This window comes from Gammaproteobacteria bacterium CG11_big_fil_rev_8_21_14_0_20_46_22 (genome assembly GCA_002796245.1).
Lineage (GTDB): Bacteria > Pseudomonadota > Gammaproteobacteria > UBA12402 > UBA12402 > 1-14-0-20-46-22.
In genome coordinates, this window is the sequence record PCWT01000015.1 from 21,737 (window position 1) to 46,315 (window position 24,579).

Sequence of the window (24,579 nt, forward strand, 5' to 3'; positions counted from 1 at the left end):
TTTGTGTTAATCGCCAATGGCGCTCAGTTGCAATAACGATAGGATTTAAAAAGCGTTAGGGTTCCAACCTGGATCAATAAACAATACTGGGTGCTGATACGTACCGGGTTGAATACGGCCCTTACCGATCATCTTAACATTGTATTGGAGGCTATGATTCACCTTGTCAAATTTTGGCTGACTCAAACGGACAACGTCTTGCGTGATCTGATTACGATTATCAAAGTACACAAAGCTCGCGTTCGGATGATCTTTTGCAAAGCTATCTTCACCCTTAGACCAATTTGCCATGAATTTTTCAATCGTGATCGCACCGGTAAAATGCTTAGGTCTATCACTAAAATACGTCACTTCATCTCGGGTCAGGCCCGTCATTAAAATCGTGTAATCACAGTGCTTGCGAGCACAAGGCTTCACCGTCACTTGCTGGCCAATCTGCGTGAACAAATAGCTGGTCTTTGCCTGCAGTGCCGGCACCAATAAGCAACCCGACGTCAGTAATATTGCCGATAGTTTTTTTAACATGATCCACTCCCCCCTTGGTTGTTTTGAACAATTTTAACACAACGCCAGGCAAAAGATAGCTCGCCACCTCTAAACTATATTCGGCGCCCCATAAGTATCAGTATCAGCATCAGCATGAGTGGCTCCAGCGTCGGCAAGCGCTTGTTCCGGTCTGGATCGCCCGAAACACCGTGCCCAGCAAGGTTCTGACAGCTTAAGCATTCTCTTCTCAGCCAGTCCTCCACACTTTGTTCCTTCTGCAACACCGGTGTGAATACCCGCTGAAATGAAAGGCCCTAACACCTCAAACAACACTAAAAGCGCATAACCCGGCAAATCGGCAGCATAAAGCACGCCCACCATGATGAGACTAATCAGGGTGTCGACGCCATAGTGAACCCCCAGTCTCACACCAAAACGCTGGCACCCCGTGCGAATGCGCCCTTGGCGCTCTGCTCTGCTAGCACGATCATCAGCCTTGCCCGCTCTATTAGTTTGAATCAAGATCTCTGCACTCTGCCGATCTATAATACCTTCTTTCATACGAAGCAGATCGTACTGCTCTAAAGCAGGATGCCTCGGGGCGCTGATAACAGGCTCGTCACCGGAAGCTTGTGGAGGCACAAAGCTTACGCAATGAGACAGGCCTCTTTCAAAAACACCAGACAAACTCGCCGTTTGAGTGGGCAACAAGCTCATCATTAATATTAAATATCTCTGCTTAAATGTGTCTGACTTGGGGCTATTTTGTAAAAGATGAGCCACCATAGCATGAGCAACGTAAGCCTCTCCGCTCGGCTCAAACTTATTCAATCGGGCCAGCGTCTTGAAGGTGCCTCGCAAAATAAAGCGGGCAGCATCAGCATCGCCACCAAGCTTTTCCGTTAAAGCCTGATTCAACACAGGCCACACGATTAAATTCACAAACAAGACCATCACCGTTTGAGGCGAATATTTAAAAAAGCCTGCACCAAGCACGCCATCCAAACCCCCAGAGAGTGCTTTTAAAAACTTTTTCTGCGTTAAAACAGAATTAAATACCTCAACGACAAGCTCAGCCACTGTTTCGGGATCGATAATATACGTTTGATGGTTTGAAGAGAGAGCCTCTTTAAGGCTTTTTTCGTACTTAGATACAATTGCCTTAAGCGACGAAGATAAAGATTTCAGCTCGTTCTCATAAGTTTCTTCGCCAACCCTGCAAGCGAGAAGATACGAAAAACCATCCAAAGATTGCAGAAACATTGGGCTGTCACACTCATTGAATGCCATATCACGCAATTGAGCATCGATAACCGTATTCATGTCACGCCACTGTGGATTGGCGCGACACAATTCGATAAAAAGCCACGCCTCATCCCGATCTTTCGCTGCACAGTGTGTATGGCGAAAATACGCAGTAAACTCATTGATGGAAAGGCGAGCTGGCGTATGAAATAAACCAAAGAGCTCATCAAGAAGTTTTCGAGGCCTGCTAAGCCGCTCAGCTTTATTTTGAGCCGCCCCATCTGAAACTGAAAGTGTTCGAATATCATCCGAAGCGCTCTGCTTGCTAAGCGCTTTAGCAAGTGGTAAGGCAAACTCTTCAAAGACGATCAGCAATAATGCACGACGCAAACTGTCTGAATGATTGGCAGCCTCAATCGCTTCGATAATTTCAGCAGCACGGGCCAACGGCTCCTTAAGCTGATGGGTGCTTTGTATCAAAGAAGTAAAAACCTTACATTGACGCAACGCTTTGAGTAAAACAGGGTTGAATGCAAACTCTCGACGAACTTCAGATTTTATTATTGAAGCATCGGGCTGATCTAATAAATAGTAAAGCTTTTCTGGGCTCATTAATTCAAGAAGAACACGAAGATACTCGGCATTGTCAAAAGAACGGTTATGGCTTCGACGAGAAGACATTTGAAAAAACGCATACTCTGGCGCAGGCTCGTCAGGAAATTTTGATGCCCGAAATTTTTCATCCGAAGGGTTATATTCTACCGTGTCATCGACCAATAACACGCGCGAATCGGGATAGAGCGCTTTAATCGCTCTGATGATATCAAGCTTACCATGATCCCGAACACCGTTAGCATCATCTGATTGAAACTGCGGCCTTGATTTTAAAATAGCCTCATATCGTTTCGCAACTTGAGCTGCAGTGCGGCAAAGTTCAGACGCAAGCCTTTCTGGAAAAAAATGCCGATAAAAAGCCAACTGATCGTCATACATGAACCTCGAGTCAGCCTCGCTATGCTCCACCTTATTAGAAGCACACACAACAACGATACCCGCCATCTTGGCCAACTGTATAAACGCCGTGATCTGATACCTATTAGGGCAGTACATATCAGATGGGATAAGCTCATCATGATCGTCATGATTCCTATCTGGATAGCGTGTCGTTAAAAGCACATCATCCACGTTGAAACGCGCCCGTTCAAGACGCTCTCTCAGAGTCGTCGGCAACGCATCTGGGATACCGGTCGTCAGGGTGCAGTCAGTATCTAAGGCTATCACTACGTTCACACTCGGTGGCACGCTCATTTTTTCGTACATATCCGCCCCTTCATTATTCTTTAATAATGAGATCTTAAACCATGCCCCTTAAGGAATTATTACCGAAATCAGAAAAAATTATTCTTTTGGCGCAGGCTCAGTGTGAACTTCCAAGGTTTGCGTGGGGAATGCAAACTCAGCACCGTGGCGCTTGACCAATTCACCCAGGCGCATATAAATATCCTGCTGAATTCTGACGAAATCTGCGCCGGAGGTTGTCGTCGAATACGCCGTAATATTGATATCCACAGAAGATTGAGAAAATGCGCTAAAATACGCACGCGGAGTTTGTTTATTCAAATCAATCGAAGGGTAACCGGCTAACATTTTTTCCACATCCGCTGCGATCAAAGGCAGCTTATCAATGTCTTGATACCGCAAGGTCAGGTTAAGATTTAAGTAGCGGTGGCTCATACGGGTTTTATTGATCACTGCAGAAGTTGAGAAAAAAGAATTCGGCACGAACATTGGCTGAGTACTCAAGGTAATCAAGTGGGTTGATCGAAAACCGATATTGGCCACGGTGCCTTCGATTTTTTTGTTATCAAGCACGATATAATCCCCCACAGAAAAGGGGCGCTCAAAATACAACATCAAACCACCGAAGAAGTTACCCAACGTGTCTTTAGCTGCAAAACTTAAGACCAATGCACCGACGCCACCCAAGGTCAAAACGTCCGAAAAAGGCACTCCCACTAACTTTAAAATCCCCAAAATAACAGCAAAGAAGATGACTATTCTAAAAATACGATTCAGCGCAAAGGCTGAAGCCTTATCAAGCACATGCGCACGGTCAGGATTCAAAATGTGCGCTTCCATGTCTCGCGTGAAGCGATACATAAACCAGATAATCGCAACCACAGCACTTAAGTCGCGCAAAAAAATGGTGTATTTATGGACCAAAATGTGGGGGAAATACGCAGCCAGGACATCCAAACAATAGGTCAAGCCAAACGCCAAAACAAGGAGCTGCAGCGGCCTATTGAAGGAATAAATAATAATTTCATCCCAAACCCTTTTAGAGCGCTCAAATTTTCGAAACAGCACACCAAACACAGCGACTTGAGTCAGCAGCAAGGTACTGGTTAATACCAGGATGATAACCACCTCAACCAAGGATCGCGTGAGCATAGGCTCAGCATCGAGCCATGCGATTTTCTGTGAGATTGCAGAGGCTAAAAGGTACATGATACCCCCCTTAAAAAACCTTAAAAAAGAGTATCAAGTGCGCCGAAGGCCGGCAAGCCCTATGTGTGATCAGGCACAGTCATGGTAAACGCCTTGGGCACATCTAAAGTCTGGGTTGGGAAGGCAAAATCCGCACCATGGCGGGTCACAATGTCTATCATTTTCAGGTAAATCTCTTGCTGGAGCAGACCAAACTCGACGGAGTCAGTGGTTTTAGAAAACGCCGCCACGCGTATATTGATCGAAGAATCGCCAAATTCGTTAAAGAAGACCTGTACCGCTTGCTTGGGGTCAATGCCATGGTGATTGCGAATATACTCATACACCTCATCACGAATCGCCGGGATTTTATCGGCATCTTGATAGCGCAGTGTCAACGCGGTGACCATACGGCGATTGGCCATGCGCGTACAGTTCATGACAGACGAAGTGGTAAACACTGAATTCGGCACAAAAATTGGGCGTTTATCGAAATTAATAATACGCGTTGAGCGCCAGCCGATGCCATCAACCACACCCTCAATATTCTTATCGATGATTAAAATCCAATCACCCATAGCGAAGGGATGCTCGATATACAGCATCAAACCACCAAACACATTGGCCAAACTGTCTTTGGCCGCAAAACTAAACGCCAACGCACCCGCACCACCAAACGCGAGCAAGGCTGAAAACGGTACGCCGACCAATTGCATAATCGCAATGGCACCAATAAAAAAAGCTGCGATGCGAAACAGGCGATTAACTGCAAAGGCAGTAGCCTTATCCACTTTTTTATGGCGCGAGGGGTCTAAGATATTACACTCCAAGCCTTTGCCAAACCGCAACGCCGCCCAAAGCACGGTAAATATCACGATGATTTTTCGGATAAAATTTGTGAAGGCTAAAAAAGATACGCTCGTGAAACTCGCGTCGAATACATCAATGCAGTAACACAAGCCCACCACGAGAATCAGTAATTGCAAAGGCCTATGCAGGGCTTTAAGCAACACATCATCCCACAAACGCGAGGTGGCCAAAGAGCGTGACAGTAATCGACGATAAATAAGCAACTCAAGTGCACAAGCAACCATGACAATGACTAAGATGATCAACACCTCAACCAGAGACCTGACGATCACAGGTTGAGTTTGTAACCAAACGATTTTTTGTGTTGCCGATTGCAACGCGGCTTGCGCCATGCCCTACCTCACTTATTCATCGATAAACTGAGCGTAACGAAAAGACTTAGGGAAAACAAGCCCAAGCCAGCGGATCGCTTGCCTGGACACAGTGTTTAGACGATGTTGTTTCAAGGCTGTGTGAGGCAGGATGCCGAACCCAGAGCCCCCAGGGATGGGTTTACGGCGTCCTTGAAATAAGATTGTCTAAACACAAAAGGACAGGCTTGTTTACAGCAATTTATTCACGCGCTTCACAAAACTCGCCGGGTCTTTGAGCTGCCCGCCTTCAGCCAGCACCGACTGATCGAATAAAATGTGCGCCAAATCCGCAAATCGCGCATCATCCGCCTCATCACGCAAACGCTTGATCAAGGCATGCCCAGGGTTCAGCTCTAAAATCGGCTTCACCTCTGGCATGGCCTGGCCCATTGCAGCCATAATGCGTTGCATATTGGCATTCATATCGTTTTCATCGGCCACCACACACGCTGGTGAATCCGTGAGGCGGTGCGTTAAGCGCACCTCTTTCACCGCCTCGCCCAACACTTCTTTGGCTTGTTTCAAGGTCGATTCATAGGTTTTTTCCGCTTCTTTCTGCTGTTCCTTGGTTTCTTTGTCATCCATATCGCCCAAATCCAAATCACCACGCGCCACAGAGTGCAAAGACTTACCTTCAAATTCCATTAAGTGAGAGACCAACCATTCATCCACAGGCTCTGACAACAACAAGACTTCAATGCCTTTTTTACGGAAAATTTCCAAGTGCGGTGAATGCTGCGCAGCCTGAAAGCTCTCAGCACTCACGTAGTAAATTTTCGTTTGAGATTCTGGCATGCGTGCCACATAATCTTCCAACGAGACGGTTTGTTTTTCGCTGTCAGTGTGTGTGGTGGCAAAACGCAACAATTTAGCGATACGCTCACGGTTAGTGAAATCTTCAGCCGGTCCCTCCTTCAACACTTTGCCAAACACTTGCCAGCATTCGTCATATTTTTGAGGCTCATTTTTCGCCATTTTCTCGAGCATATCCAACACACGTTTCGTGAGCGCAGCCTTGATTGACTCCACCGTGCGATCCGATTGCAAAATCTCACGCGAGATATTCAACGGTAAATCATTGGAATCAATAATGCCCTTCACAAAACGTAAATACATCGGCATAAATTGCTCGGCATTATCCATGATAAACACGCGCTGCACATACAACTTCAAGCCACGCGCTTGCTCACGTTGATACAAATCAAACGGCGCACGTTTAGGCACATACAACAAGCTGGTGTATTCAAGCTTACCCTCGACTTTATTGTGCGACCACGCCAGTGGGCCCTCAAAATCGTGTGAAATATGCTTATAGAGCTCTTCGTACTCATCATCTTTGATATCAGACTTTGGCATCATCCACAGTGCGGTAGCGCGGTTAACCTGCTCCCACTCAACGGCTTTCTCTTTTTTCTTATCTTTCTTATCCTCATCATCAGCATTTTCAGCAGATTTTTCCATCATGATCGGCAGCGTGATGTGATCCGAGTACTTTTTCACGATAGAACGCAGACGGTACTCATCCAAAAAGTCTTCACTGTCTTTATTCAAATGCAAGGTAATGGCCGTACCGCGCGTATCACAAGCCACATTTTCCAGCGTATAACCTTCTTTACCATCAGAAACCCATTTCACACCGTGCTCAGACGTTAAACCCGCGCGACGCGTGATTACTTCAACCTTATCAGCGACAACAAAAGCCGAATAGAAGCCCACACCAAACTGGCCGATCAACTGAGAGTCAACTTTATCTTTCGACGCTGCCAACTGATCCAAAAAAGCTTTGGTGCCTGATTTGGCAATCGTGCCCAAATTTTCAATAACTTCTTCACGGCTCATACCGATACCGTTATCGCGTATCGTCAAGGTTTTCGCGTCTTTGTCTAGTGTTAGCCAAATTTTGAGCTCACCATCACCCTCAAACAGTGCCGGATCTTCTAAAGCCAAGTAGCGCAATTTATCCGCCGCATCCGAGGCATTGGAAACCAACTCCCTTAAGAAAATCTCTGAGTTGGAATATAAAGACTTGGCCACCAAGTCCAGCAGACGGCTGACTTCAGCCTGAAAACCTAAATGTTCTTTTTGGGCGTCTACGCTCATGATGTAACTCCTACTGTTGTGCTTGCTATTCAAGATGGGGATGAATTGTGACTTTTCAAGGGGATAAGCAAAGACTGCGCCCCCTAATTTTCGCTTTTTGAGTGTATTGAGTTTAGGTAACGTCCCTGACGTTGCCTAAATCAACCGTAGCGGTTTATGCTTTAAGGTCTAAAGGGCAAATTTTAGGCGTATTTTCATGGATCTCCCAGCGATCACCACGCAACAGCATCTGTGTGCGTTGTGATTGAGCAAAGCCAGACACGTTCAAGGTGAAAATATCCCAAGCATAAGGCTTTAGAAGCACCACACCGTGACAAGGAAACACTTCATCCACATCATACGATGCCGCCTCATCACCCAGAAACTCTTGCCACAACAAGTTACCGCAATGCGGGAGCCATGGGCAACGATTTCAGAGGGCGCCCCGCGACGCCCCCAGACTAATACCAAAACTTCAAGGTTGAAAAGCAGCCGTACTCTCGCCAGCTGGCTCAGTAGAGCCGCGCGCGGACTGGGAGTACCCGGCGATCTCACCAAGCAATTGACGAGTTGAATCATCAACGTCATCACCCAAAGCTTGAGCAGCTAAGCAAAAATTCAACATTAACTTACGCTTACCATTCCTTTCGTTTACACTGTTATGCAGAAGAGCAATTACCGCGCAAGCTTCCACACAACCATGATAGTACTCAACTCGCTCATGACGTTTCGAAATAAACCTATCACAAGACATTGCGCAGCTAAGCAGCTGCTCGGCAAATTTCAATTTTTCAGCGGTTGACGCGGAAAAATGCATCAGCTTGCTATACATATTTAACAAGCTCAAAAACAGATCAGACTGACTATCGATACCCAACCCCATTCCAAGAAAAATAGCCTTCTGATAAAAGCGGGCCGCCACCCTTAAAGAATCACTACTGCCAGCAGTGGTATTTCCATCAAACAATTGCTCTCGTTGGTCCGCAAACGATTCAAACCTTTTGACTTGCCCAAGAAGCTCGTCCCTTACAGAAACCAGGTCATCACGTAACTGCCTTTCGCACAAATCGCCCTCATCGAGCTTGGAGATAAACTCATTCGCTTCCTTGAAATATTTTTTTAGCGAAACTTTTCGAAAAATATCTAAAAAAGTGCTAAACATACCTTGATTCGTGGTCTCAGAGAGCTTAAATAATTCGCAAAAGGTAATCAGTACCTCGTTAAGAAAAAAACCTTTTGATAATTGCTTCTCAGAAGAAATTTCTTCAAAAATGGCATGATATGTAGTAATGGCTAAACGGAAATTAGCCACACGATCCTCGAGCCGAGCCACTTCCTCCAAACCTTCATTAAAATCGCGATCAGCCCTATTCCAATCTGAACGCTGACCAGAAGAGAGTTCTGATGCTACGAAATCATGGAATCTATTTTTGGGGGGCATAGCTTTGTACCTCTTATTTTTTTGGGATCGTATCACCCTTAGCTTAAGGGACTATTAAAAACCAGCAATTCAGTTAAACTACCCGAAAATGAGCCAGTACCATGATACGACACTACCTCGCCCTCACCCGCTTTGACAAACCCATCGGCAGCCTATTGCTACTCTGGCCCACATTAACAGCACTTTTTTTGGCCGCACAGGGGCGACCCAGCGCCAAGAACCTCGTTATCTTCACACTGGGTGTATTTTTAATGCGCTCAGCCGGCTGCATTGTGAATGATCTCTTGGATCGAAAGCTTGATCGCCACGTGGCCCGCACCCAAAACCGCCCGCTGGCCGCGAATCAAATATCACCCACTCAAGCAGTGATCTTACTCGCGATATTATTACTCGGCGCCTTGCTGCTGGTGTTACCAACCAATGCCGAAACGATACTGCTGGCCTTCGTCGCACTGGCCATGACATTGGCCTACCCCTTAATGAAACGCTACACGCATTGGCCACAAGCCTGGTTGGGGGCGTGCTTTAACTTTGGTATCATCATGGCGTTTAGCGCTTCGAACAAACCTTTAGGCTTAAGCTGCTGGTTACTGTACGCAGCCAACATCGTTTTCACCGTGGCTTATGACACCTTTTACGCCATGGTTGACCGCGACGACGACATCAAAATCGGCATCAAATCCACGGCTGTTTTGTTTGGCGATAACGATCGCCGGTACATCGCCATCTTCCACATCGTCTACCTATTACTCATCGTGATCGTCAGCCAAATAACATCACTCAATCATTGGTTTGACTTTGGCCTAGCACTCGCCATTGCAAGCTTAGCGTATCAGCACACCATCACCCGCCACCGCAAGAAAACAGACTTCTTCAAGGCTTTCTTGAACAGCCATTACACACTGCTGGCGATTTTTTTGGGCGTATACTTAAGCCTATTACCCTATTAAAAAAGCCGGACAATTGCCCGGCTTTATGGCTACACCCTGGTCTCTAAGCTTTAAGCTGTGAAACAAAGGCTGACTGAATGTATTGAGTGTACGTTTGCTTGTTCGGCAAATAGACTTTGCCGGCTGCGCGACACATCACCGCGTTGCTGTTTTGATCAGCCTTCATGGTGAAAGCAGCGACGCCAACCTGGTCTTTCACTTTCGATTGAAACGCCTTTGCGCTAGCGTGGTCTGATTGGTAGTTCGCCACGTGGTAAGACACACACCCAGAAAGCAAAAAGGCTGGCAAGGCAGAGAGAGTTAACCATACATATTTTTCATACAGAGGATCCTTTGAAGTTAAGAAAATTAAAGCCACTTAATGTGGCCGAAAAATCGGCGCGCACCACTGTCATTTTCATTCATAAACTGTAGAATAAGATTCACCATATACGGTTAGATATACCCATGAAACGATCTCGCGCAACAGTCTACATTGCCTGGCTTATGACCCTGATCTTGGTTTTTTTTATTGTTTCACTAGCCTATATACGCTTGAGCACACGCTCACCCATCATCATTCATGGCTTACCTCACGAAGACATCATTGTGCCACACAAGGCGCCCACGCTGCCAAACAATCAAAAAGTCGTGCGCATTTTAATCATTGATGGCGGTGGTATTCACGGCATTATTCCCGCCTATATTTTAAATTATTTATCTGAGAAAACGGGTAAACCGATCAGTCAATTATTTGATATCATGGCTGGCACTTCCTCAGGCTCTATCAGCGTAACCGCATTAAACACACCAGACAAAAACGGCAAGCCGAAGCTATCCACGCAAGATTTAATTGGAATTTACAATCACATTGGTCCACAGTTATTGAAAAATCCGTGGTATCACCAAGTGCTGACATTAGGCGGTCTCATCGGTCCGATGTTGCCAGCCTCGAACCTTGACCACGCTTACGAAAAATATCTTGGTCAAACCACTCGCTTTGACGAGCTCATCAAGCCTGTGCTCGTGCCCGTCTATAGCTTTCAAGAACGGCGTGTGCTGTGGTTTAAAAGCTGGGAGCTTGGCAAGTCAGGCAGACCGGACTTTTACACGCACGAAGTGGTCTCTGCTGCCACCGCAACACCCGGTGTTTTCCCGCCGGTTATCATTCAGAGCATGGAAAGTAGGCAGAGCTATCTCGCCGGCGATGCCTTTAATGCGGTCAATGATCCAGGACCACCAGCACTGTTTGCCGCCATGAAGCTTTACCCTAACAAACGCTACCTTGTGGTTTCACTAGGCACTGGTGAAGACAGTACAAACATTCCTGGCAATCAAGCCATTCACTGGGGTTTAGCGCAGTGGATGCGCTACATTCTGATCGACTTTATGAAAGGTCAAGTAGACACAACCGTTAACATCATGCAAAACCTTCAAGAAATAATACCCAAACGTTTTGTTGCTTATTATCGCTTTAACGCCCCCATCCCACCTCAACTCGACGACCCATTTAATGTGAGCCCCAAAAATATAAAAGCCTTAAATCACGTTGCCCAAGCAATCGTCAATAGTCGACGAGCGGCACTCGATAAAGTTGCCTGCGAGCTCTCGCCTCAAAGCTGTCCAGTAGCTATCAAGTAAGCATTTAAGAACACTCCTAATTGCGATCAGAGCATCTTCAGCGTAAGATGTGCCAATCAATTTCAGCAAAAAGGGATAGAAAATGAGCAAAAAATACGACGCACTCCCCATCATAGCGTTAAGCAAAGAAAATACCTATACCCACCCCGAAGCCATGCCAGAACTTATCCACTGGGATGATAAAGCCTTAAATGTGATGATTAATTTCGAAACCGTTCGTCCAGCACTGGCACGCCCCAAAGACTTGATCGATGATACCTTGGTAAAAATGAAATCTTCCGGCCGATTAGTGATGTTGGTCGTAGACGAAGACTGCGTGGTCGGTGCCGTAAGCTCTGGTGACCTGCAGGGCGCCAAACCCTTGAAAATCACCCAAGAAGATCGCATTAAACACAGCGAAATCACCGTCAAGATGGTCATGACACCCAGAGAAAAACTACTCACCCTAAACTATCAAGACTTACGTTTTGCCAAGGTGGGCAATTTGATCAAAACCTTGCGAGAGAATAACTCGCGCTACGCGCTAGTCGTCGACATTCAAGAAGGCAGCAGTGAGCAGCGCGTGCACGGTCTGGTGAATGCTTATGACATCATCAAGCGATTAGAACACAACCCAGGCGCACCGATGCACGAAGCGCACTCTATCCTTGAACTTAAGAAAGCCTTGGATTAATGACGCTCGCTCGCTTTTCACAACTTAACTTTAGCGAGTATTTAAAACGCGATACACTCGATACGCTCGACCAACATTTTTTAAGCCTACTGGCATCGCAGCAAAAAAACTTGCACCGTGATCTGTTGCGCTATCGCGAAAATCCCAAGACATTTTCAAGCCTACAAATAAGCGAGTTAATTATTCACGCGGCACGCGAGCTTGAAAATTTTATTGCCGAGTTTTTTGACATTGAAAGCGCCACGGCCGCACAACAAACCTTCATTGAAAAAGACAAAGCGATCTTTGCGTTTAAAAAATGGATTGTGCTTCGCCGAGCCAAACGCCGTCTCACACGTGAAGAAACGCTAGAGCCTTTTGAATCTCTTAACGCGTGGCTTAACAATCAGCTCGATGAATCAGGCGACAAAGAGTTAGCCGTCAGCGAGCTGGCTGTGCGCTACCTGGACGATAAAGAAGCTTATGAGGCCAAGCTTGAAAAATTGACGCAGTGGGCTATTCATTGCTTAAAAGATCATAGCAAGCATGTCAGCGGCTGGGTCAGCTTTAAATTACCCAAACGCACAGACTACCGACGACTAATCCCCATCATTACCGAGCACGGCGCTCAACAGCTACCCGCTGAACAATGGCGATCGCGCGATGGCTTTGATTTGACGGACAGCGGCATGAATGAGCGCCAAGTCCAGGCGGAAATTGACTATTGTGTGCTTTGCCATGATCACGATGGCGATTTTTGCTCTAAAGGTTTTCCCGAGAAAAAAGGCGAACCTGAGCTGGGCTTTCGAAAAAATCCGCTGGATAACACGCTAACCGGCTGCCCGCTGGATGAAAAAATCTCTGAGATGAACACGCTGCAAAAAGAAGGCTTAAGCATTGCAGCACTTGCAACCATCATGATTGACAACCCGATGTGTCCTGCCACTGGCCACCGTATTTGTAATGACTGCATGAAAGCGTGCATCTATCAAAAACAAGACCCAGTCGATGTGCCGCAAATTGAAACACGTATTTTAAAAGATGTGTTAAGCCTCCCCTATGGCGTCGAAATTTACGACCTACTCACACGCTGGAACCCTTTGCGCTCAGAACAATTCGTGGAAAAACCGTATAACGGCAAAAAAGTCTTTATTGCGGGCATGGGGCCTGCAGGTTTTAGCCTCGCGTATCACTTGCTCATGGAAGGTTGCGCCGTGGTAGGCAGTGACGGTCTAAAAATCGAAGACTTGCCTCAAACCTATTTAAACACTGCGATTGAACACTACTCAGATATCACCGAGCCTTTAAGCACACGCCAAGTACTAGGTTTTGGTGGTGTCGCCGAATACGGCATCACCGTGCGATGGGATAAAAATTTTTTAAAGCTGATCTATATCAGTCTGTCGCGACGCAAGCATTTCCAACTGTTCGACGGCGTGCGCTTTGGCGGCACGGTCACGATCGAGTCACTTTATGCCATGGGCTTTGATCATGTGAGCATCGCCGTGGGCGCGGGCTTACCCAAAGCCTTACCCATACCGGGCAGCATGGCCCCTGGCATGCGACAAGCCAACGATTTTTTGATGGCCTTGCAATTAACCGGCGCGGCTAAGAAAGACAGTCTTGCCAACGTGCAGCTGCGCTTACCCGCAGTGATTATTGGCGGTGGCTTAACCGGCGTGGATGCTGCGACCGAAGCACAAGCGTATTACATCAAACAAGTCGAAAAAACCTTGGCGCGCTATGAGGCACTTTGCAAAAGCCAAAGTGAAGCCAGCATTAGAAATGAATTTGACAAAGCCAGCTTAGCTATACTGGATGAATTCTTAAACCATGGCGAACAAGTCCGAAACGAACGAAAAATAGCACAGCAAGAAGACCGGGCGCCGAATTTTCTGCCGCTTATCCATGCCTGGGGTGGCGTTACGATTGCCTATCGCCGCCATATTCACGAATCACCGGCGTATATCAGCAACCATGAAGAACTGCACAAAGCGCTTGAAGAAGGTTTATTTTACCGTGATTGCGTCAGTCCCGTTGAAGTCACGCTTGATGCTTTTGGTCACAGCGAGACACTAATCATGCAAACGCGCCGTTGCGATGAAGACGGTCATTGGCATGATACCGATGAATACATCACGCTACCCGCTAAAACTATCTTGGTAGCCACGGGCGCAAGCCCAAATGTGGCGTATGATTTTGAACACCAAAACCTGCTTAAACGCACAAAAATGCAATACGACACCTATGACTTAGACGAAACGGGGCTAAACCCGACAGCTTCAGGAGAGCACGTCAAAAGCAAAGACTTTGGTCCCTTTACCTCCTATGCCGATAACAATCATTTTGTGAGCTTCTTAGGTGATGTGCACCCCACTTTCCACGGCAATGTGGTGCGCGCGATTGCTTCTGCCAAACGCAGCCACCCGAAAATCATGCGGGCTTTAGCGTTAAGCTCACCAAACGCAAGTGATCACCAAAGCTTTGCTGATGATATTCATGCGCGCTTGGACGCAAAACTTTTGAACAAAAGACTGCTCAGCGAATCTGCGTGGGAGCTCACCTTTCACGCACCTGAGGCAGCCAAACGTTTCAAGCCCGGCCAGTTTTATCGCCTTCAAAATTATGAAACACATGCGCGCACCAAACACAACACACGCCTTCAAATGGAGCCTTTGGCTTTGTTGGCCAGCCGTGCCGATAGTGATCAAGGCACTGTGACGACTCTGCTCATCAACCGCGGCGTGAGTTCAGCGATCGCGCAAACGATGGAAGCCGGCGAACCGGCCAGCCTCATGGGCCCAACGGGTGTGCGATCAAAAATCCCCAACACACCGCAAAATATTTTAATTATCGCCAACGAGATTGGCTTGGCTTATGCACTGGCCCTAACGCCCGCACTGCGCGACGCAAACTGCCCCGTCACTTTGCTAGCCTACGCCGAAAATAAAAAGGATTTCTTCTATCAAGATGAACTCAATAAACTGTGTGATAACACACACTGGATCACTGACTCACCTGAAAAATATTTAATGACACACCCTGAAATCATTAAAGGGCAAGATCGCATCACCCTTTTCGGCGATGCGTGTTTATTAAAAAACATTCAAGCCTTGAGAAGCGGCACATTAGCTCACCTATTCAAACCCGAAGCCCGAGTCTATGGCAGTGTCCACAGCACCATGCAGTGCATGCTCAAAGGTGTGTGTGCACAATGCTTACAGTGGCAAATTGATCCAGCAACAGGCAAGCGCACAAAAGCGGTGTTTGCTTGCTCTTGGCAAGATCAACCGCTAGAGATGATTGATTTTGATAATTACGCTGAGCGCAGCCTGCAAAACAAAATGAGCGAAACCTTATCTCGCTTATGGTACGAACACATCAACAAGGAGGTTACACATGGGTAAACAACGCAAAACCTGCACCATGGCCGAAGTGATGCCGCCGGAGCGCGCCAACTTCACCGGTCACATTCACGGTGGGTATATTATGTTACTCATGGATCGCGTGGCCTATGCTTGCGCGGCACGCTACTGCGGCAAAGACGTGGTCACCATTTCTGTCGACCAAGTGATTTTCAAACAACCTATTTACGTGGGCGAACTCGTGACCTTTAAAGCCAGCGTAAATTACACTGGCAACACTTCGATGGAAATTGGGATTAACGTCACCGCCGAAAATGTGAAAACCGGCGAAGCTCGCCACACGAATAGCTGCTATATCAATATGGTCGCCATCGATGATAACGGCAAACCGGCTGTTGTGCCCAAACTCGCCTTAGACACTGAGCTTGATCAGCGCCGATTCAAAGAAGCCGAATTGCGACGCAAGCTTCATCGCGAACAAAGCGCGCGGCATGAAGCCATCAAACAGCAGACCTAGCCTACCCTCGTTAAACTTGTCATACAACTCACTCCTCGAACGGTGCCAACTGGTGCGAAAAAAGGTAACCACGAAGGACGAGGTGCGCCGGGGTTTGAAAAACTCGCCGGCGCGATAGCGCTGGCGTCACTGCGTTGTCGAGAAACAGCCGGTGTCTGTGCTTGACTACTTTTCATTATGAATCCCCCCTAGACTATCCTTGTTCATTTTATGCTCAATTTATTAAGCAAACCTTAAAAGTGGAATATTATTAACCAAAAAATGGCGGGGATATAAAACTCCCATTGAATTCAAAAACTTGCTAGACTGATCGGCATGAAAAAGAATCACTTAGCACAATATGGCCTCTTGGCTGTCATCGTAGGCTTTACTGCATCCTTATTTTATATCTTTGATTTTGTCGCGCGCGTCATGCCTTCTGCCATGACACACGAACTTATGCAAGCCTTTAGCGTGCAAGCGGGCGCACTGGGCGTGCTCTCATCACTCTTCTTTTACGGCTACGCCCCCATGCAAATTCCTGCGGGTATTTTGCTGGATAAATTAGGCGCCAGAAAAGTGCTCACCTTGTCTTTGTTATTCAGCGCATTGGCCACACTGGCCTTCGCCTACACCAGCCACCTGGGTGTGGCCATGGTCTGCCGTTTTATCATGGGTTTTATGGCCGCCTTTGCTTATATTGGTGCACTCAAAGTAGGTGCACATTGGTTTAAAGCCCAACACTTTGCAATCTACGCAAGCCTTGTGCAAATTTTTGGTTGTGTAGGTGCAATTGTTGGCGAAGGCCCTGTGGCCAAACTCACCGCAGAATACGGTTGGCAACACGCCAGCATTCTAGTTGCGGTGCTCGGCTTTATCTTTGCCGTGCTCACCGTGCTGATTGTGCGAAACCACCCACCCAAGCCTTGGGCAAATTACATTGGTCACACCATTAATCTCGCGGAAAAAGAAAAATCCCTGCCCTTCTGGCATATTTTCAAAAGCCGCACGATTTGGGTGAGCGCCTTATACGGCTTTGCGATTTGGTCGCCCATCAGTATTTTTGCCGTATTATGGGGCGTGCCGTTTCTCTCACGCGCCTACCACTTAACGAATGTGAACGCAGCCAGCAGTTTATCTTTTGTTTGGATTGGCGTGGCTGTCGGTGGGCCCATCATCACCACGCTTTCAAGCTGGCTAAAACAGCGACGCTTGATGATGATAGCAAGCTCGCTTATCGGCTTAATTAGCGGCGTGTGGATGATTTATTTCCCACCGAGCTCAACAGCTTTGCTCATTATTTTCTTGCTACTCTTTGGTGCTGCAGCCTCATCCATGGCCTTAACGTTCGCCTTGATCATGGATACGCAACCCAAATCTTTGATCGCCACAGCGTCTGGCTTCATCAACATGGCCATTGTACTTGGCGGATTAACATTGCAGCCCGCCGTAGGTTTTATTTTAGATGCGATTTGGAAAGGCCAGGTTGATGCCAGTGGCGGCCCCATCTACTCGATCGGTGATTACCAAACAGGCTTAATGGTCGTGCCCATCTCTTTCGCGATTGCGCTACTGACAGCCCTATTTCTAGTGCAAAAAAAGTAGCAACGATTTTACCTTTCCCGGATTACCACCCGTCTTCGCTTTCGCTACGACGAGGTTCAATCCAGACTACATTCACGAAGCAGCAACAAACTAACGTAGCAACCGTCTTTGCGAGGAGCGACGCGACGAAGCAATCTCCATATTAATGAGCAAGATTGCCGCGCTCACTATCGTTCGCTCGCAATGACATTGGCGATAAAATGTAGCCTGTTGACGAGCTCAGCGAGGATAACCCGGGTTTAAATTTCCCGGATTATCACGCCTTCGGCGTTCCATCCAAACGATGCAAGCAAGTTTTTACAGCGTACTCTGAACCGCGATTAAACGCTGCAAATCAGGCTCGCTAGGGTAATTTAGCTTGATGACATTGATCGTGTGAGCTGCTGCCGATTTCAAACCCAAACGCTGGTACGACATAGCCATCAACACCAAAGCCCCTGGTACAGCAGTGCTTTGTTGGAAGTGCTGAACCACCAAGTTCGCACGATTAGCGGCGGCCACATAGGAATGGCGCTCAAAATAAAATTTAGCAATTTCCAAGTTATGCAAGGCAATAATATTACGGATATACACCATACGGCGACGCGCATCTGGCGCATACTTACTGTGCGGATAGTCGCTGATGATATGCTGAAAATCCAAAAACGATTTTTGCACATCATCCAAACCGCGTTGGGCATAGTCGGTGTCGTAATGCTGATCCAAGAAACTTCGGTTTCGGTAAAATTCAGACAAACCACGCATGTAATAGGCATAGGCGACGTCTTTATCCATAGGGTACAGCTGAATAAAGCGATCCGCGGAGGCCAAGGTCATGCCCACATCGTCGTTTTTATAATAACAATAAATAATATCTAACTGCGCATTTTTCGCGTATTGTCCGAACGGATACAAGGTCAACAAGCCTTCAAAATGTTTGGTGCATTGATCCCAGTCTTGGTGGAATAAGGCATGGCGCCCACCCAAATAAATCTGTTTCTCTGTTTTGCCTTTGTAAGGAGCACCCGGATCATCAACGGCAACATCCTTTGAGCAGGCACTCAAAAGAAGGGCCGCGGCTGTTAGTAAGGCAAATAAGTGTAATCGACGTTTTATCATGCTCTATTATCTTGTATGCTATTCAATGCTTGGCGATTATAACGAGCTTTTAGCTCTCTGGCTATCACTGTAATGAACAACACAATTGAACACAATTTAATCATCCCGGAAAACTGTCACGGCATGCGATTCGACGCGGCTGCTGCATCACTGTTACCCGATTACTCCAGAGCCAAACTCAAAGCCTGGATTCAATCGGGTGAACTCACCTTAAACGAAGAAACGGCACTCCCCAAACACAAAGTTAACGTCGGTGACACTTTACGTTTACACACCCAGCTAGCCGATGAAGGTGATTGGCAAGGCGAAAATATTACCTTGAATATCGTATTTGAAGACGAGAACCTGATGATCATCAACAAACCGTCCGGGCTTGTCGTTCACCCAGCCGCCGGCAACCACAGTGGCACACTCGTCAATGCGCTCATTTTCCATGAACCTGAGCTTAAGCAGCTACCCCGCGCTGGTATCGTTCATCGACTTGACAAAGACACCACAGGCCTAATGGTCGTGGCCAAAACACCCAGCGCACACCAGCACTTAGTGCGCGAGATACACGCACGCGATATTCATCGCCACTATAAAGCGCTAGTGTACGGTGCCCTCACCGGCGGTGGCACCGTTGATCAACCGATGGGGCGACATGCCAAAAACCGTTTAAAAATGGCAGTTGTGCATAGCGGCAAACCGGCCGTCACACATTTTCGTATTGCTGAGCGTTTTAAGCATTTCACATTACTCGATGTGCAGCTTGAAACCGGCCGAACGCATCAAATTCGTGTGCACATGGCTCACCGACTCAACCCCATCGTGGGTGATCCAGTGTATGCCAAGCTTCGCCTACCGCAAGGCGCGGATGAAACCTTGAAACAAGCCCTAAGAGACTTTACTCGCCAAGCACTGCATGCTGCGCATTTAAGCCTAACGCACCCTGTCACAGGCGAGCGTTTAAGTTTTGACGCACCACTGCCTGACGATATAAAAGATTTGCTTGAAGTTATTCGAAACCATGATCATTAAGCCTAACTGGCCAGCACCCGCCAATGTGTTCGCGGCATCAACCACCCGTCAAGGTGGCGTGAGCCAAGCACCTTTTGACACGTTTAATGTGGCACACCACGTGGGTGATTCTCCTGACGACGTTCAGAAAAATCGCGTGATTCTTCGTGAAACTTTAGCGTTGCCTAGCGAGCCCTTGTGGCTAAACCAAACACACTCTAACAGTGTGAGCACGGGCGGCAATTGCGAAGCCGATGCGGCCTATACGCGCGAACCAAATACTCCACTGGTGATCATGACCGCTGATTGCTTGCCGATTTTATTGTGTGACACAGAGGGCACAGAAGTTGCCGCCATCCACGCTGGCTGGCGCGGCTTAGCGCATGGCGTCATTGAAAACACACTGAAACATTTCAGCGCCAAACCCGAAAATATTTTAGCTTGGCTAGGGCCTGCCATTGGCCCTAGCGCGTTTGAAGTCGGCCAGGATGTCTACGATGCTTTCACCCAACACGACGCACAGGCTGCACAAAATTTTACAGCAAAAACGCCCGGAAAATACCACTGTGATATGTACGGTTTAGCCAAACAACGGTTGAGCCAGCTTGGTGTACAGCATATCAGTGGTGGTGATTTTTGCACCTACACAGACAAACGGCGCTTTTACTCTTATCGACGCGATCAACGCACAGGCCGCATGGCACACCTTATCTGCTTAAACCAAACAGACTAAAGAGGAAAAACATGAGGGTTGAGGTAAAAGACATCAAAGATGGCGCATCACTCATTCAGTTTCTAGAACAAGCTGAAACACACTCTATAAAACAATTTCTAGGGAAATTTTATCAGCGACTGTACGCGATCAACACAAACGATCAAAGCAACCCTCAACACAGGTTATCTCACGACACCAATGCCGTGGAACGCTTAGCAAGACGATTAGACTCGATGGCAAGACTAGTGGTGGGCGATGAGGTTTGCGCCGCTGTCTGCCTTGTTAGAAAAGACAGTGGCTTTGAACTTTGGTTCTCAACCAACCAACAACACGAAGACCCAAAGCTCTACGACCGCGTTAGAAGCCTTTTTCAGCACGTAGGTGTGCTTGCGAAATTATTGCATGAATCACGCGCGACAGTGCTCGTTTCACACGAGTTACTGAACGCAATGAGAAAACGTGTTTTGCTTTTGTGCCTCAAACCCTATATTCTTTACCGGCAACCCAAAAACTCAGTCCCCAGCTCGAACGACCAGACTTCACTAGACACCTTTCTTGAGCATGTCGTTGAAAGCATTAATGCCTTTTACACAAACACTGGAAGCGATGATGCCTATGACGTGGTTGAAGCCTGGATCAAAACACACTTTGAAACCCTAGCCGCCAGCCATTTAAGTGATCATTTCAAAAGCCAAACGGGCACCTTAAAACAAATTCTAAGCCGATACTTACAGGATCTTTTGAAACTCGAGCAGTTTTTTTCATCAAAGGCAGAGTGCAGCGAATTAGCCAAGGTTTTTTCAGAAAGACGATTCAACTTCAAGATCATAGACACAGGCAATGCCGACACACATGCCGAAATGAGACTCCTGACTGAATTGGCAGAACAAGGCGATAAAACTGACTATATTGGGCTTAGCAAGCTGCCTTGTGCCTATTGCCACATGGCATTGACCACCTTAGAGAAAGAACCGCTATTCATTCAAGACAGTGATGCACCCATTACACGAGGTTTTCACGGCAACCCGTACCCTTGGCGAATTCCCCACTTGCTCCTTAGCGAACGATGGCAGCGTGCTTGGCTTGGCGATGAGCTTTTTGAGATATTAAGAGCACTCGACGGCGAAAGCGTGACAACACGCATTAACGATGATCAAACAGAAACCTTAAGGCTTAGCCTTGTAGCTTTACATTGCTTACAGTATTTACCCATGTTAAACCAGAAACACCTGAAACATCTTGGCATTACCTTGAAACTCGAACGAAACGCTCGCGAGGCAGCCGACCCTTCCACCCTCGTTTCATGCGCACAAGTAAACCCATCAGCTAGGGCCTTGCGACTGGCTTATTTTTGGTTCAATGAACGCCGCACAAGCTCCCAACCGCCGCCAGCACATAAAGGTAGTAAGCTTGGCTACATAACACCTTATACCACCCTTCTTTTACGAAGGGCGAAAACCACCGATGATATAAAGGAGAAGCAAAACCAGCCGTCTAGAGAGGAAACTCCGCGCCCAAAGTCTCGCTAAAAAAGCACAAGGTATCTGATTGTTACCCCATTCTGGGTAAAGCTTGAAATTCTCGGTAGCTCCTCAGTAGATCAGCATCATAATCAGCCATACCCTGAACAAACCTCTGATCAAAAGCCTGAAGCATCTCATCCTTAGACAAATCTGACTGAATAAGGTTAAGCAAAACAGCACCAAACAATCCCGCCAAGTTGAAAGCTTTTCCACCATAATTATCTAAATACATTAGAAACCTCCAAGTATCAGTGGTATCAAGAATCTGCTTAATTAAACCACCTAACTCTTCTTGAGTCACCAGCATAATATACCTCATATTGTTAGTGTGGCTCATAGAGTAACAGCACAAACTGAAGATAACCTTAACAGATAAAAACTCACGGTGAATGCGCCTTAGATAGCGAGTTTCGGTATTCTTCGGCAAGCTGTGAGAGAGGTTTATTGCGCTCGATTTCTCGATTAAAAAACTCAAGGCCACACTCCTGCCAGAAAGCCTTATAGGCGGGTCTCAAACTCTTATGCGATAAACATAGCTCAACGAACTTATTAATGACAGCTTGCTTTATCGCAGGCAAATTTAATCTATCAGTCGGAGAACAATACAGTATTGAATTATTGAGGGTGGTCTCAAAAGCTTCGCGAACAGTCCTATTTTTCGAAAAGTGACTATTATTTAGAAATCGCAAAAAAGCATTAATCAACGGGTGTGACCTTGGTGCCAAACTACTGAGCATTCCACCCCAAAACCTACCGATTAAAATTCTAGGGTGACTTTCCGGCGGCCTTCTAAAGCTCCGAGCCAACCTAGACGGAGGCTTAGCCAACTTTTCATCACTTGCCTCACCGCGCCATAATTTGCCAAGCTCAGGAAGTCGCTCACGAGAAAAATCAGTAAAACGATAATCCTTAAGCAAAAAATTCTCATACACATAGCGAAGATTGACGCGATCAATATCCAAGCAAAGATACTGTCTAGGTGTGCCAATCGGCTTAAGGAGGAAAAAGGCACCATCCGAACACGCACTCCCTGTCATTATCGTGATATTCAGTGTGGCAGAAAAAACACGAATAGCTGGACTCAAAAAGGCCTTATTAGCTGGGGTTTATTGCCGAACCCTGGTTTTGAAATTCTTGGTAAAGTTTAGAAAACTCTTGATGCGTATCAAGCTTGAGCCGAAAACGTGTTTCAAAACAGTCAGGAATATCAAACGCCGGTTGCTTATCAGTATAGGCTTGTAACCCCGAAGCAATCATCGCAAGAAAGAAGTTAGCCATCTTAACGCCTAGCAAGCCATTACTAGAAGGCATGGTTTCAAGAAACCGCAAAAAACTATCACAAAATTTAAAGCTTGCCACATCTTTAGCCAAAAGAATTTTTCTCTGACCATTTTTTCTATAGACAAAAAAACGATCACTGAAGGTTCTATCAAAACTCTGCCTGAATGAAGCAGTATCTTGAATATCATAACCAGGAGCTCTTTTTAACTCACACCTTGCAGAAAACAATTTCTCAGAAAATGCGGCCTCTGAATACTGATCAAACCATTTCGGATGAACAGTGTCTAAAACCCAGACACGGCAACGCCTTCCTGACTCTGAAGACTGATAAGCCTCAGAGTGCCAAGTCGCCACACTCTCCAGTTCTTTTCTCTCAAAAAATGCAAGATACTCATTGATAGCATCAAGGTGTTTACCTAACTTCCCTCGAACAATGACTTCTCTCCTAAGCATTTGATCGATATTGTCAAGCCGCAAAATTGCGGTCAGCGTCACTGATTCGCGAATGCAGTAAAACTGCTCATGTGGATAGAGGTCTATACGAAGAAATGTTTCACAAAAACTCCGAGTCAAACCCGTCTTCGATAGCAAAAACTCAGCAACCGCGTATTGAGCCTGCTGATCTAAATCGCAAAATTTTCTATCCATAAAGCCAACCTAGTTATTATTTTTATCGGGCCAATGTACCAAAAAAAGCTTAAGGATTTCTTACAGGCGCTTCTCGAAATTCAAATCGCCAAGAGAAACGCAGCAAAATTTGACGAAAAAGCTCAGTTTACATAGGCGTAAATGAGCATCTCCCATCAAGTGTGGGACAAGCTTTGAGGAGAATTTTGCACAGTTTATCTCAGTGAGTTGGATTTCGAGAGGGGCCTTTATGAAAAAGGAGCCTTTAAGCCCCTCCCCTGAATAAGCCCGCTTACATGTGCGAAACGATGGCCTTCATTTGTTCAGCCGTTACCGGATAAACGGTGAAGTCTTTATGACCGCCGCGTTTATACTTGGCTTTAACCTGATAAACACCGTGGCGCTCCTTAATCCACAAGTGTTTTACTTCCTGTGGTTGATTGGTGCTCACATTATACAATGTCAGATAATCGCCATTCTTTGAGGGCATCAGCTTACCCGTCTTCATAGAGCCGTCTGGATAAATATACAAACGCTGACCCACGGTTTTGCTAGCCGTATCTGGCATAATGAACACCAGCTTATGGCTTTTACCTTCGTACACGACACAACTCATGGATAATTTAAAAAAGTCTTGAAAAATCAAAGGGCTCGCTGATAATGCCCCCTCATGGAAAACGACTAAAT

At 46.6% G+C, this 24,579-nt stretch carries 22 protein-coding genes; 9 read left to right on the forward strand and 13 right to left on the reverse strand.

Translation table 11 applies throughout. From position 1 onward, the window contains the following. Positions 1-45: 45 nt before the first annotated feature. The 7 genes from COV52_01445 to COV52_01475 all read right to left on the reverse strand — a co-directional run bounded on the left by COV52_01445 (position 46) and on the right by COV52_01475 (position 8,961). The gene (locus COV52_01445) at positions 46-525 is read right to left on the reverse strand and encodes a hypothetical protein (GenBank protein ID PIR11919.1); all 480 of its coding nucleotides are present in this window, start codon (positions 523-525) and stop codon (positions 46-48) included. Positions 526-594: 69 nt separating this feature from the next. Beyond that, entirely contained in the window at positions 595-3,051 is a 2,457-nt protein-coding gene (locus tag COV52_01450) for a hypothetical protein (protein ID PIR11920.1), read from the reverse strand. 78 nt (positions 3,052-3,129) lie between these two features. Continuing rightward, the gene (locus COV52_01455) at positions 3,130-4,239 is read right to left on the reverse strand and encodes a hypothetical protein (protein PIR11921.1); all 1,110 of its coding nucleotides are present in this window, start codon (positions 4,237-4,239) and stop codon (positions 3,130-3,132) included. 59 nt (positions 4,240-4,298) lie between these two features. Next, entirely contained in the window at positions 4,299-5,420 is a 1,122-nt protein-coding gene (locus COV52_01460) for a mechanosensitive ion channel protein MscS (protein PIR11922.1), read from the reverse strand. 210 nt (positions 5,421-5,630) lie between these two features. Then, positions 5,631-7,541: a molecular chaperone HtpG gene (locus tag COV52_01465; protein ID PIR11923.1), complete on the reverse strand. Its 1,911-nt coding sequence runs from the start codon at positions 7,539-7,541 to the stop codon at positions 5,631-5,633. Positions 7,542-7,695: 154 nt separating this feature from the next. After that, positions 7,696-7,920: a hypothetical protein gene (locus COV52_01470; protein ID PIR11924.1), complete on the reverse strand. Its 225-nt coding sequence runs from the start codon at positions 7,918-7,920 to the stop codon at positions 7,696-7,698. A gap of 75 nt (positions 7,921-7,995) precedes the next feature. Further along, positions 7,996-8,961 (reverse strand): hypothetical protein, encoded by a 966-nt coding sequence (locus COV52_01475; protein ID PIR11925.1) that lies wholly within the window; start codon positions 8,959-8,961, stop codon positions 7,996-7,998. Between the two features lie 101 nt (positions 8,962-9,062). On the opposite strand from COV52_01475, the gene ubiA reads away from it, so the two are divergent. Then, positions 9,063-9,911, forward strand: a complete 849-nt coding sequence (gene ubiA / locus COV52_01480) for a 4-hydroxybenzoate octaprenyltransferase (protein PIR11926.1) — start codon at positions 9,063-9,065, stop codon at positions 9,909-9,911. Between the two features lie 43 nt (positions 9,912-9,954). Here the strand turns inward: ubiA and COV52_01485 are convergent, their stop codons facing one another. Next, positions 9,955-10,269, reverse strand: coding sequence for a hypothetical protein (locus tag COV52_01485; protein ID PIR11927.1), 315 nt, complete (start codon positions 10,267-10,269; stop codon positions 9,955-9,957). A gap of 89 nt (positions 10,270-10,358) precedes the next feature. Here COV52_01485 and COV52_01490 point away from each other — a divergent pair, with 89 nt between their 5' ends. The 5 genes from COV52_01490 to COV52_01510 all read left to right on the forward strand — a co-directional run bounded on the left by COV52_01490 (position 10,359) and on the right by COV52_01510 (position 17,649). Next, positions 10,359-11,531, forward strand: coding sequence for a hypothetical protein (locus COV52_01490; protein PIR11928.1), 1,173 nt, complete (start codon positions 10,359-10,361; stop codon positions 11,529-11,531). Positions 11,532-11,613: 82 nt separating this feature from the next. Next, the gene (locus COV52_01495; GenBank protein ID PIR11929.1) at positions 11,614-12,204 is read left to right on the forward strand and encodes a hypothetical protein; all 591 of its coding nucleotides are present in this window, start codon (positions 11,614-11,616) and stop codon (positions 12,202-12,204) included. Beyond that, the gene (locus tag COV52_01500; GenBank protein PIR11930.1) at positions 12,204-15,590 is read left to right on the forward strand and encodes a pyridine nucleotide-disulfide oxidoreductase; all 3,387 of its coding nucleotides are present in this window, start codon (positions 12,204-12,206) and stop codon (positions 15,588-15,590) included. Before COV52_01495 ends, COV52_01500 begins: the two co-directional genes overlap by 1 nt. After that, on the forward strand, positions 15,583-16,065 hold the full coding sequence (locus COV52_01505; protein ID PIR11931.1) for an acyl-CoA thioesterase: 483 nt from the start codon (positions 15,583-15,585) through the stop codon (positions 16,063-16,065). The genes COV52_01500 and COV52_01505 overlap by 8 nt, the downstream gene beginning before the upstream one ends. A gap of 315 nt (positions 16,066-16,380) precedes the next feature. Next, the gene (locus tag COV52_01510; protein PIR11932.1) at positions 16,381-17,649 is read left to right on the forward strand and encodes an MFS transporter; all 1,269 of its coding nucleotides are present in this window, start codon (positions 16,381-16,383) and stop codon (positions 17,647-17,649) included. A gap of 297 nt (positions 17,650-17,946) precedes the next feature. On the opposite strand, the gene COV52_01515 is transcribed toward COV52_01510, so the two are convergent. After that, positions 17,947-18,747 carry an outer membrane protein assembly factor BamD gene (locus tag COV52_01515; GenBank protein PIR11933.1) on the reverse strand — a complete coding sequence of 267 codons (801 nt, stop codon included), beginning with the start codon at positions 18,745-18,747 and terminating at the stop codon, positions 17,947-17,949. A 72-nt stretch (positions 18,748-18,819) separates the two neighbouring features. On the opposite strand from COV52_01515, the gene COV52_01520 reads away from it, so the two are divergent. From COV52_01520 to COV52_01530, 3 genes are read left to right on the forward strand one after another with little or no spacing between them, the layout of a single operon-like run. Continuing rightward, a complete protein-coding gene (locus COV52_01520) occupies positions 18,820-19,767 on the forward strand; it encodes a 23S rRNA pseudouridine(1911/1915/1917) synthase RluD (protein ID PIR11934.1) in 948 nt (315 codons plus the stop codon). Next, positions 19,757-20,479: a multi-copper polyphenol oxidoreductase gene (locus COV52_01525; GenBank protein ID PIR11935.1), complete on the forward strand. Its 723-nt coding sequence runs from the start codon at positions 19,757-19,759 to the stop codon at positions 20,477-20,479. Before COV52_01520 ends, COV52_01525 begins: the two co-directional genes overlap by 11 nt. Positions 20,480-20,490: 11 nt before the next feature. Further along, a complete protein-coding gene (locus COV52_01530) occupies positions 20,491-21,990 on the forward strand; it encodes a hypothetical protein (GenBank protein PIR11936.1) in 1,500 nt (499 codons plus the stop codon). A gap of 22 nt (positions 21,991-22,012) precedes the next feature. Here the strand turns inward: COV52_01530 and COV52_01535 are convergent, their stop codons facing one another. The 4 genes from COV52_01535 to COV52_01550 form a co-directional block, all read right to left on the reverse strand. Further along, complete coding sequence (locus COV52_01535; protein ID PIR11937.1) at positions 22,013-22,291, reverse strand: hypothetical protein; 279 nt, start codon at positions 22,289-22,291, stop codon at positions 22,013-22,015. 73 nt (positions 22,292-22,364) lie between these two features. Next, positions 22,365-23,021 carry a hypothetical protein gene (locus COV52_01540; GenBank protein ID PIR11938.1) on the reverse strand — a complete coding sequence of 219 codons (657 nt, stop codon included), beginning with the start codon at positions 23,019-23,021 and terminating at the stop codon, positions 22,365-22,367. 58 nt (positions 23,022-23,079) lie between these two features. After that, a complete protein-coding gene (locus tag COV52_01545; protein PIR11939.1) occupies positions 23,080-23,913 on the reverse strand; it encodes a hypothetical protein in 834 nt (277 codons plus the stop codon). 271 nt (positions 23,914-24,184) lie between these two features. Then, positions 24,185-24,579, reverse strand: a 395-nt coding sequence (locus tag COV52_01550) for a hypothetical protein (protein PIR11940.1), incomplete at its 5' end; no start/stop codon positions are given.

Bases quoted from the DNA above. Each gene is read 5' to 3' on its own strand.
- COV52_01445 (PIR11919.1), bottom strand. From the start codon at position 525: ATGTTAAAAAAACTATCGGCAATATTACTGACGTCGGGTTGCTTATTG.
- COV52_01450 (PIR11920.1), bottom strand. From the start codon at position 3,051: ATGTACGAAAAAATGAGCGTGCCACCGAGTGTGAACGTAGTGATAGCC.
- COV52_01455 (PIR11921.1), bottom strand. From the start codon at position 4,239: ATGTACCTTTTAGCCTCTGCAATCTCACAGAAAATCGCATGGCTCGAT.
- COV52_01460 (PIR11922.1), bottom strand. From the start codon at position 5,420: ATGGCGCAAGCCGCGTTGCAATCGGCAACACAAAAAATCGTTTGGTTA.
- COV52_01465 (PIR11923.1), bottom strand. From the start codon at position 7,541: ATGAGCGTAGACGCCCAAAAAGAACATTTAGGTTTTCAGGCTGAAGTC.
- COV52_01475 (PIR11925.1), bottom strand. From the start codon at position 8,961: ATGCCCCCCAAAAATAGATTCCATGATTTCGTAGCATCAGAACTCTCT.
- ubiA (PIR11926.1), top strand. From the start codon at position 9,063: ATGATACGACACTACCTCGCCCTCACCCGCTTTGACAAACCCATCGGC.
- COV52_01490 (PIR11928.1), top strand. From the start codon at position 10,359: ATGAAACGATCTCGCGCAACAGTCTACATTGCCTGGCTTATGACCCTG.
- COV52_01495 (PIR11929.1), top strand. From the start codon at position 11,614: ATGAGCAAAAAATACGACGCACTCCCCATCATAGCGTTAAGCAAAGAA.
- COV52_01500 (PIR11930.1), top strand. From the start codon at position 12,204: ATGACGCTCGCTCGCTTTTCACAACTTAACTTTAGCGAGTATTTAAAA.
- COV52_01505 (PIR11931.1), top strand. From the start codon at position 15,583: ATGGGTAAACAACGCAAAACCTGCACCATGGCCGAAGTGATGCCGCCG.
- COV52_01510 (PIR11932.1), top strand. From the start codon at position 16,381: ATGAAAAAGAATCACTTAGCACAATATGGCCTCTTGGCTGTCATCGTA.
- COV52_01515 (PIR11933.1), bottom strand. From the start codon at position 18,747: ATGATAAAACGTCGATTACACTTATTTGCCTTACTAACAGCCGCGGCC.
- COV52_01520 (PIR11934.1), top strand. From the start codon at position 18,820: ATGAACAACACAATTGAACACAATTTAATCATCCCGGAAAACTGTCAC.
- COV52_01525 (PIR11935.1), top strand. From the start codon at position 19,757: ATGATCATTAAGCCTAACTGGCCAGCACCCGCCAATGTGTTCGCGGCA.
- COV52_01530 (PIR11936.1), top strand. From the start codon at position 20,491: ATGAGGGTTGAGGTAAAAGACATCAAAGATGGCGCATCACTCATTCAG.
- COV52_01535 (PIR11937.1), bottom strand. From the start codon at position 22,291: ATGCTGGTGACTCAAGAAGAGTTAGGTGGTTTAATTAAGCAGATTCTT.
- COV52_01540 (PIR11938.1), bottom strand. From the start codon at position 23,021: ATGACAGGGAGTGCGTGTTCGGATGGTGCCTTTTTCCTCCTTAAGCCG.
- COV52_01545 (PIR11939.1), bottom strand. From the start codon at position 23,913: ATGGATAGAAAATTTTGCGATTTAGATCAGCAGGCTCAATACGCGGTT.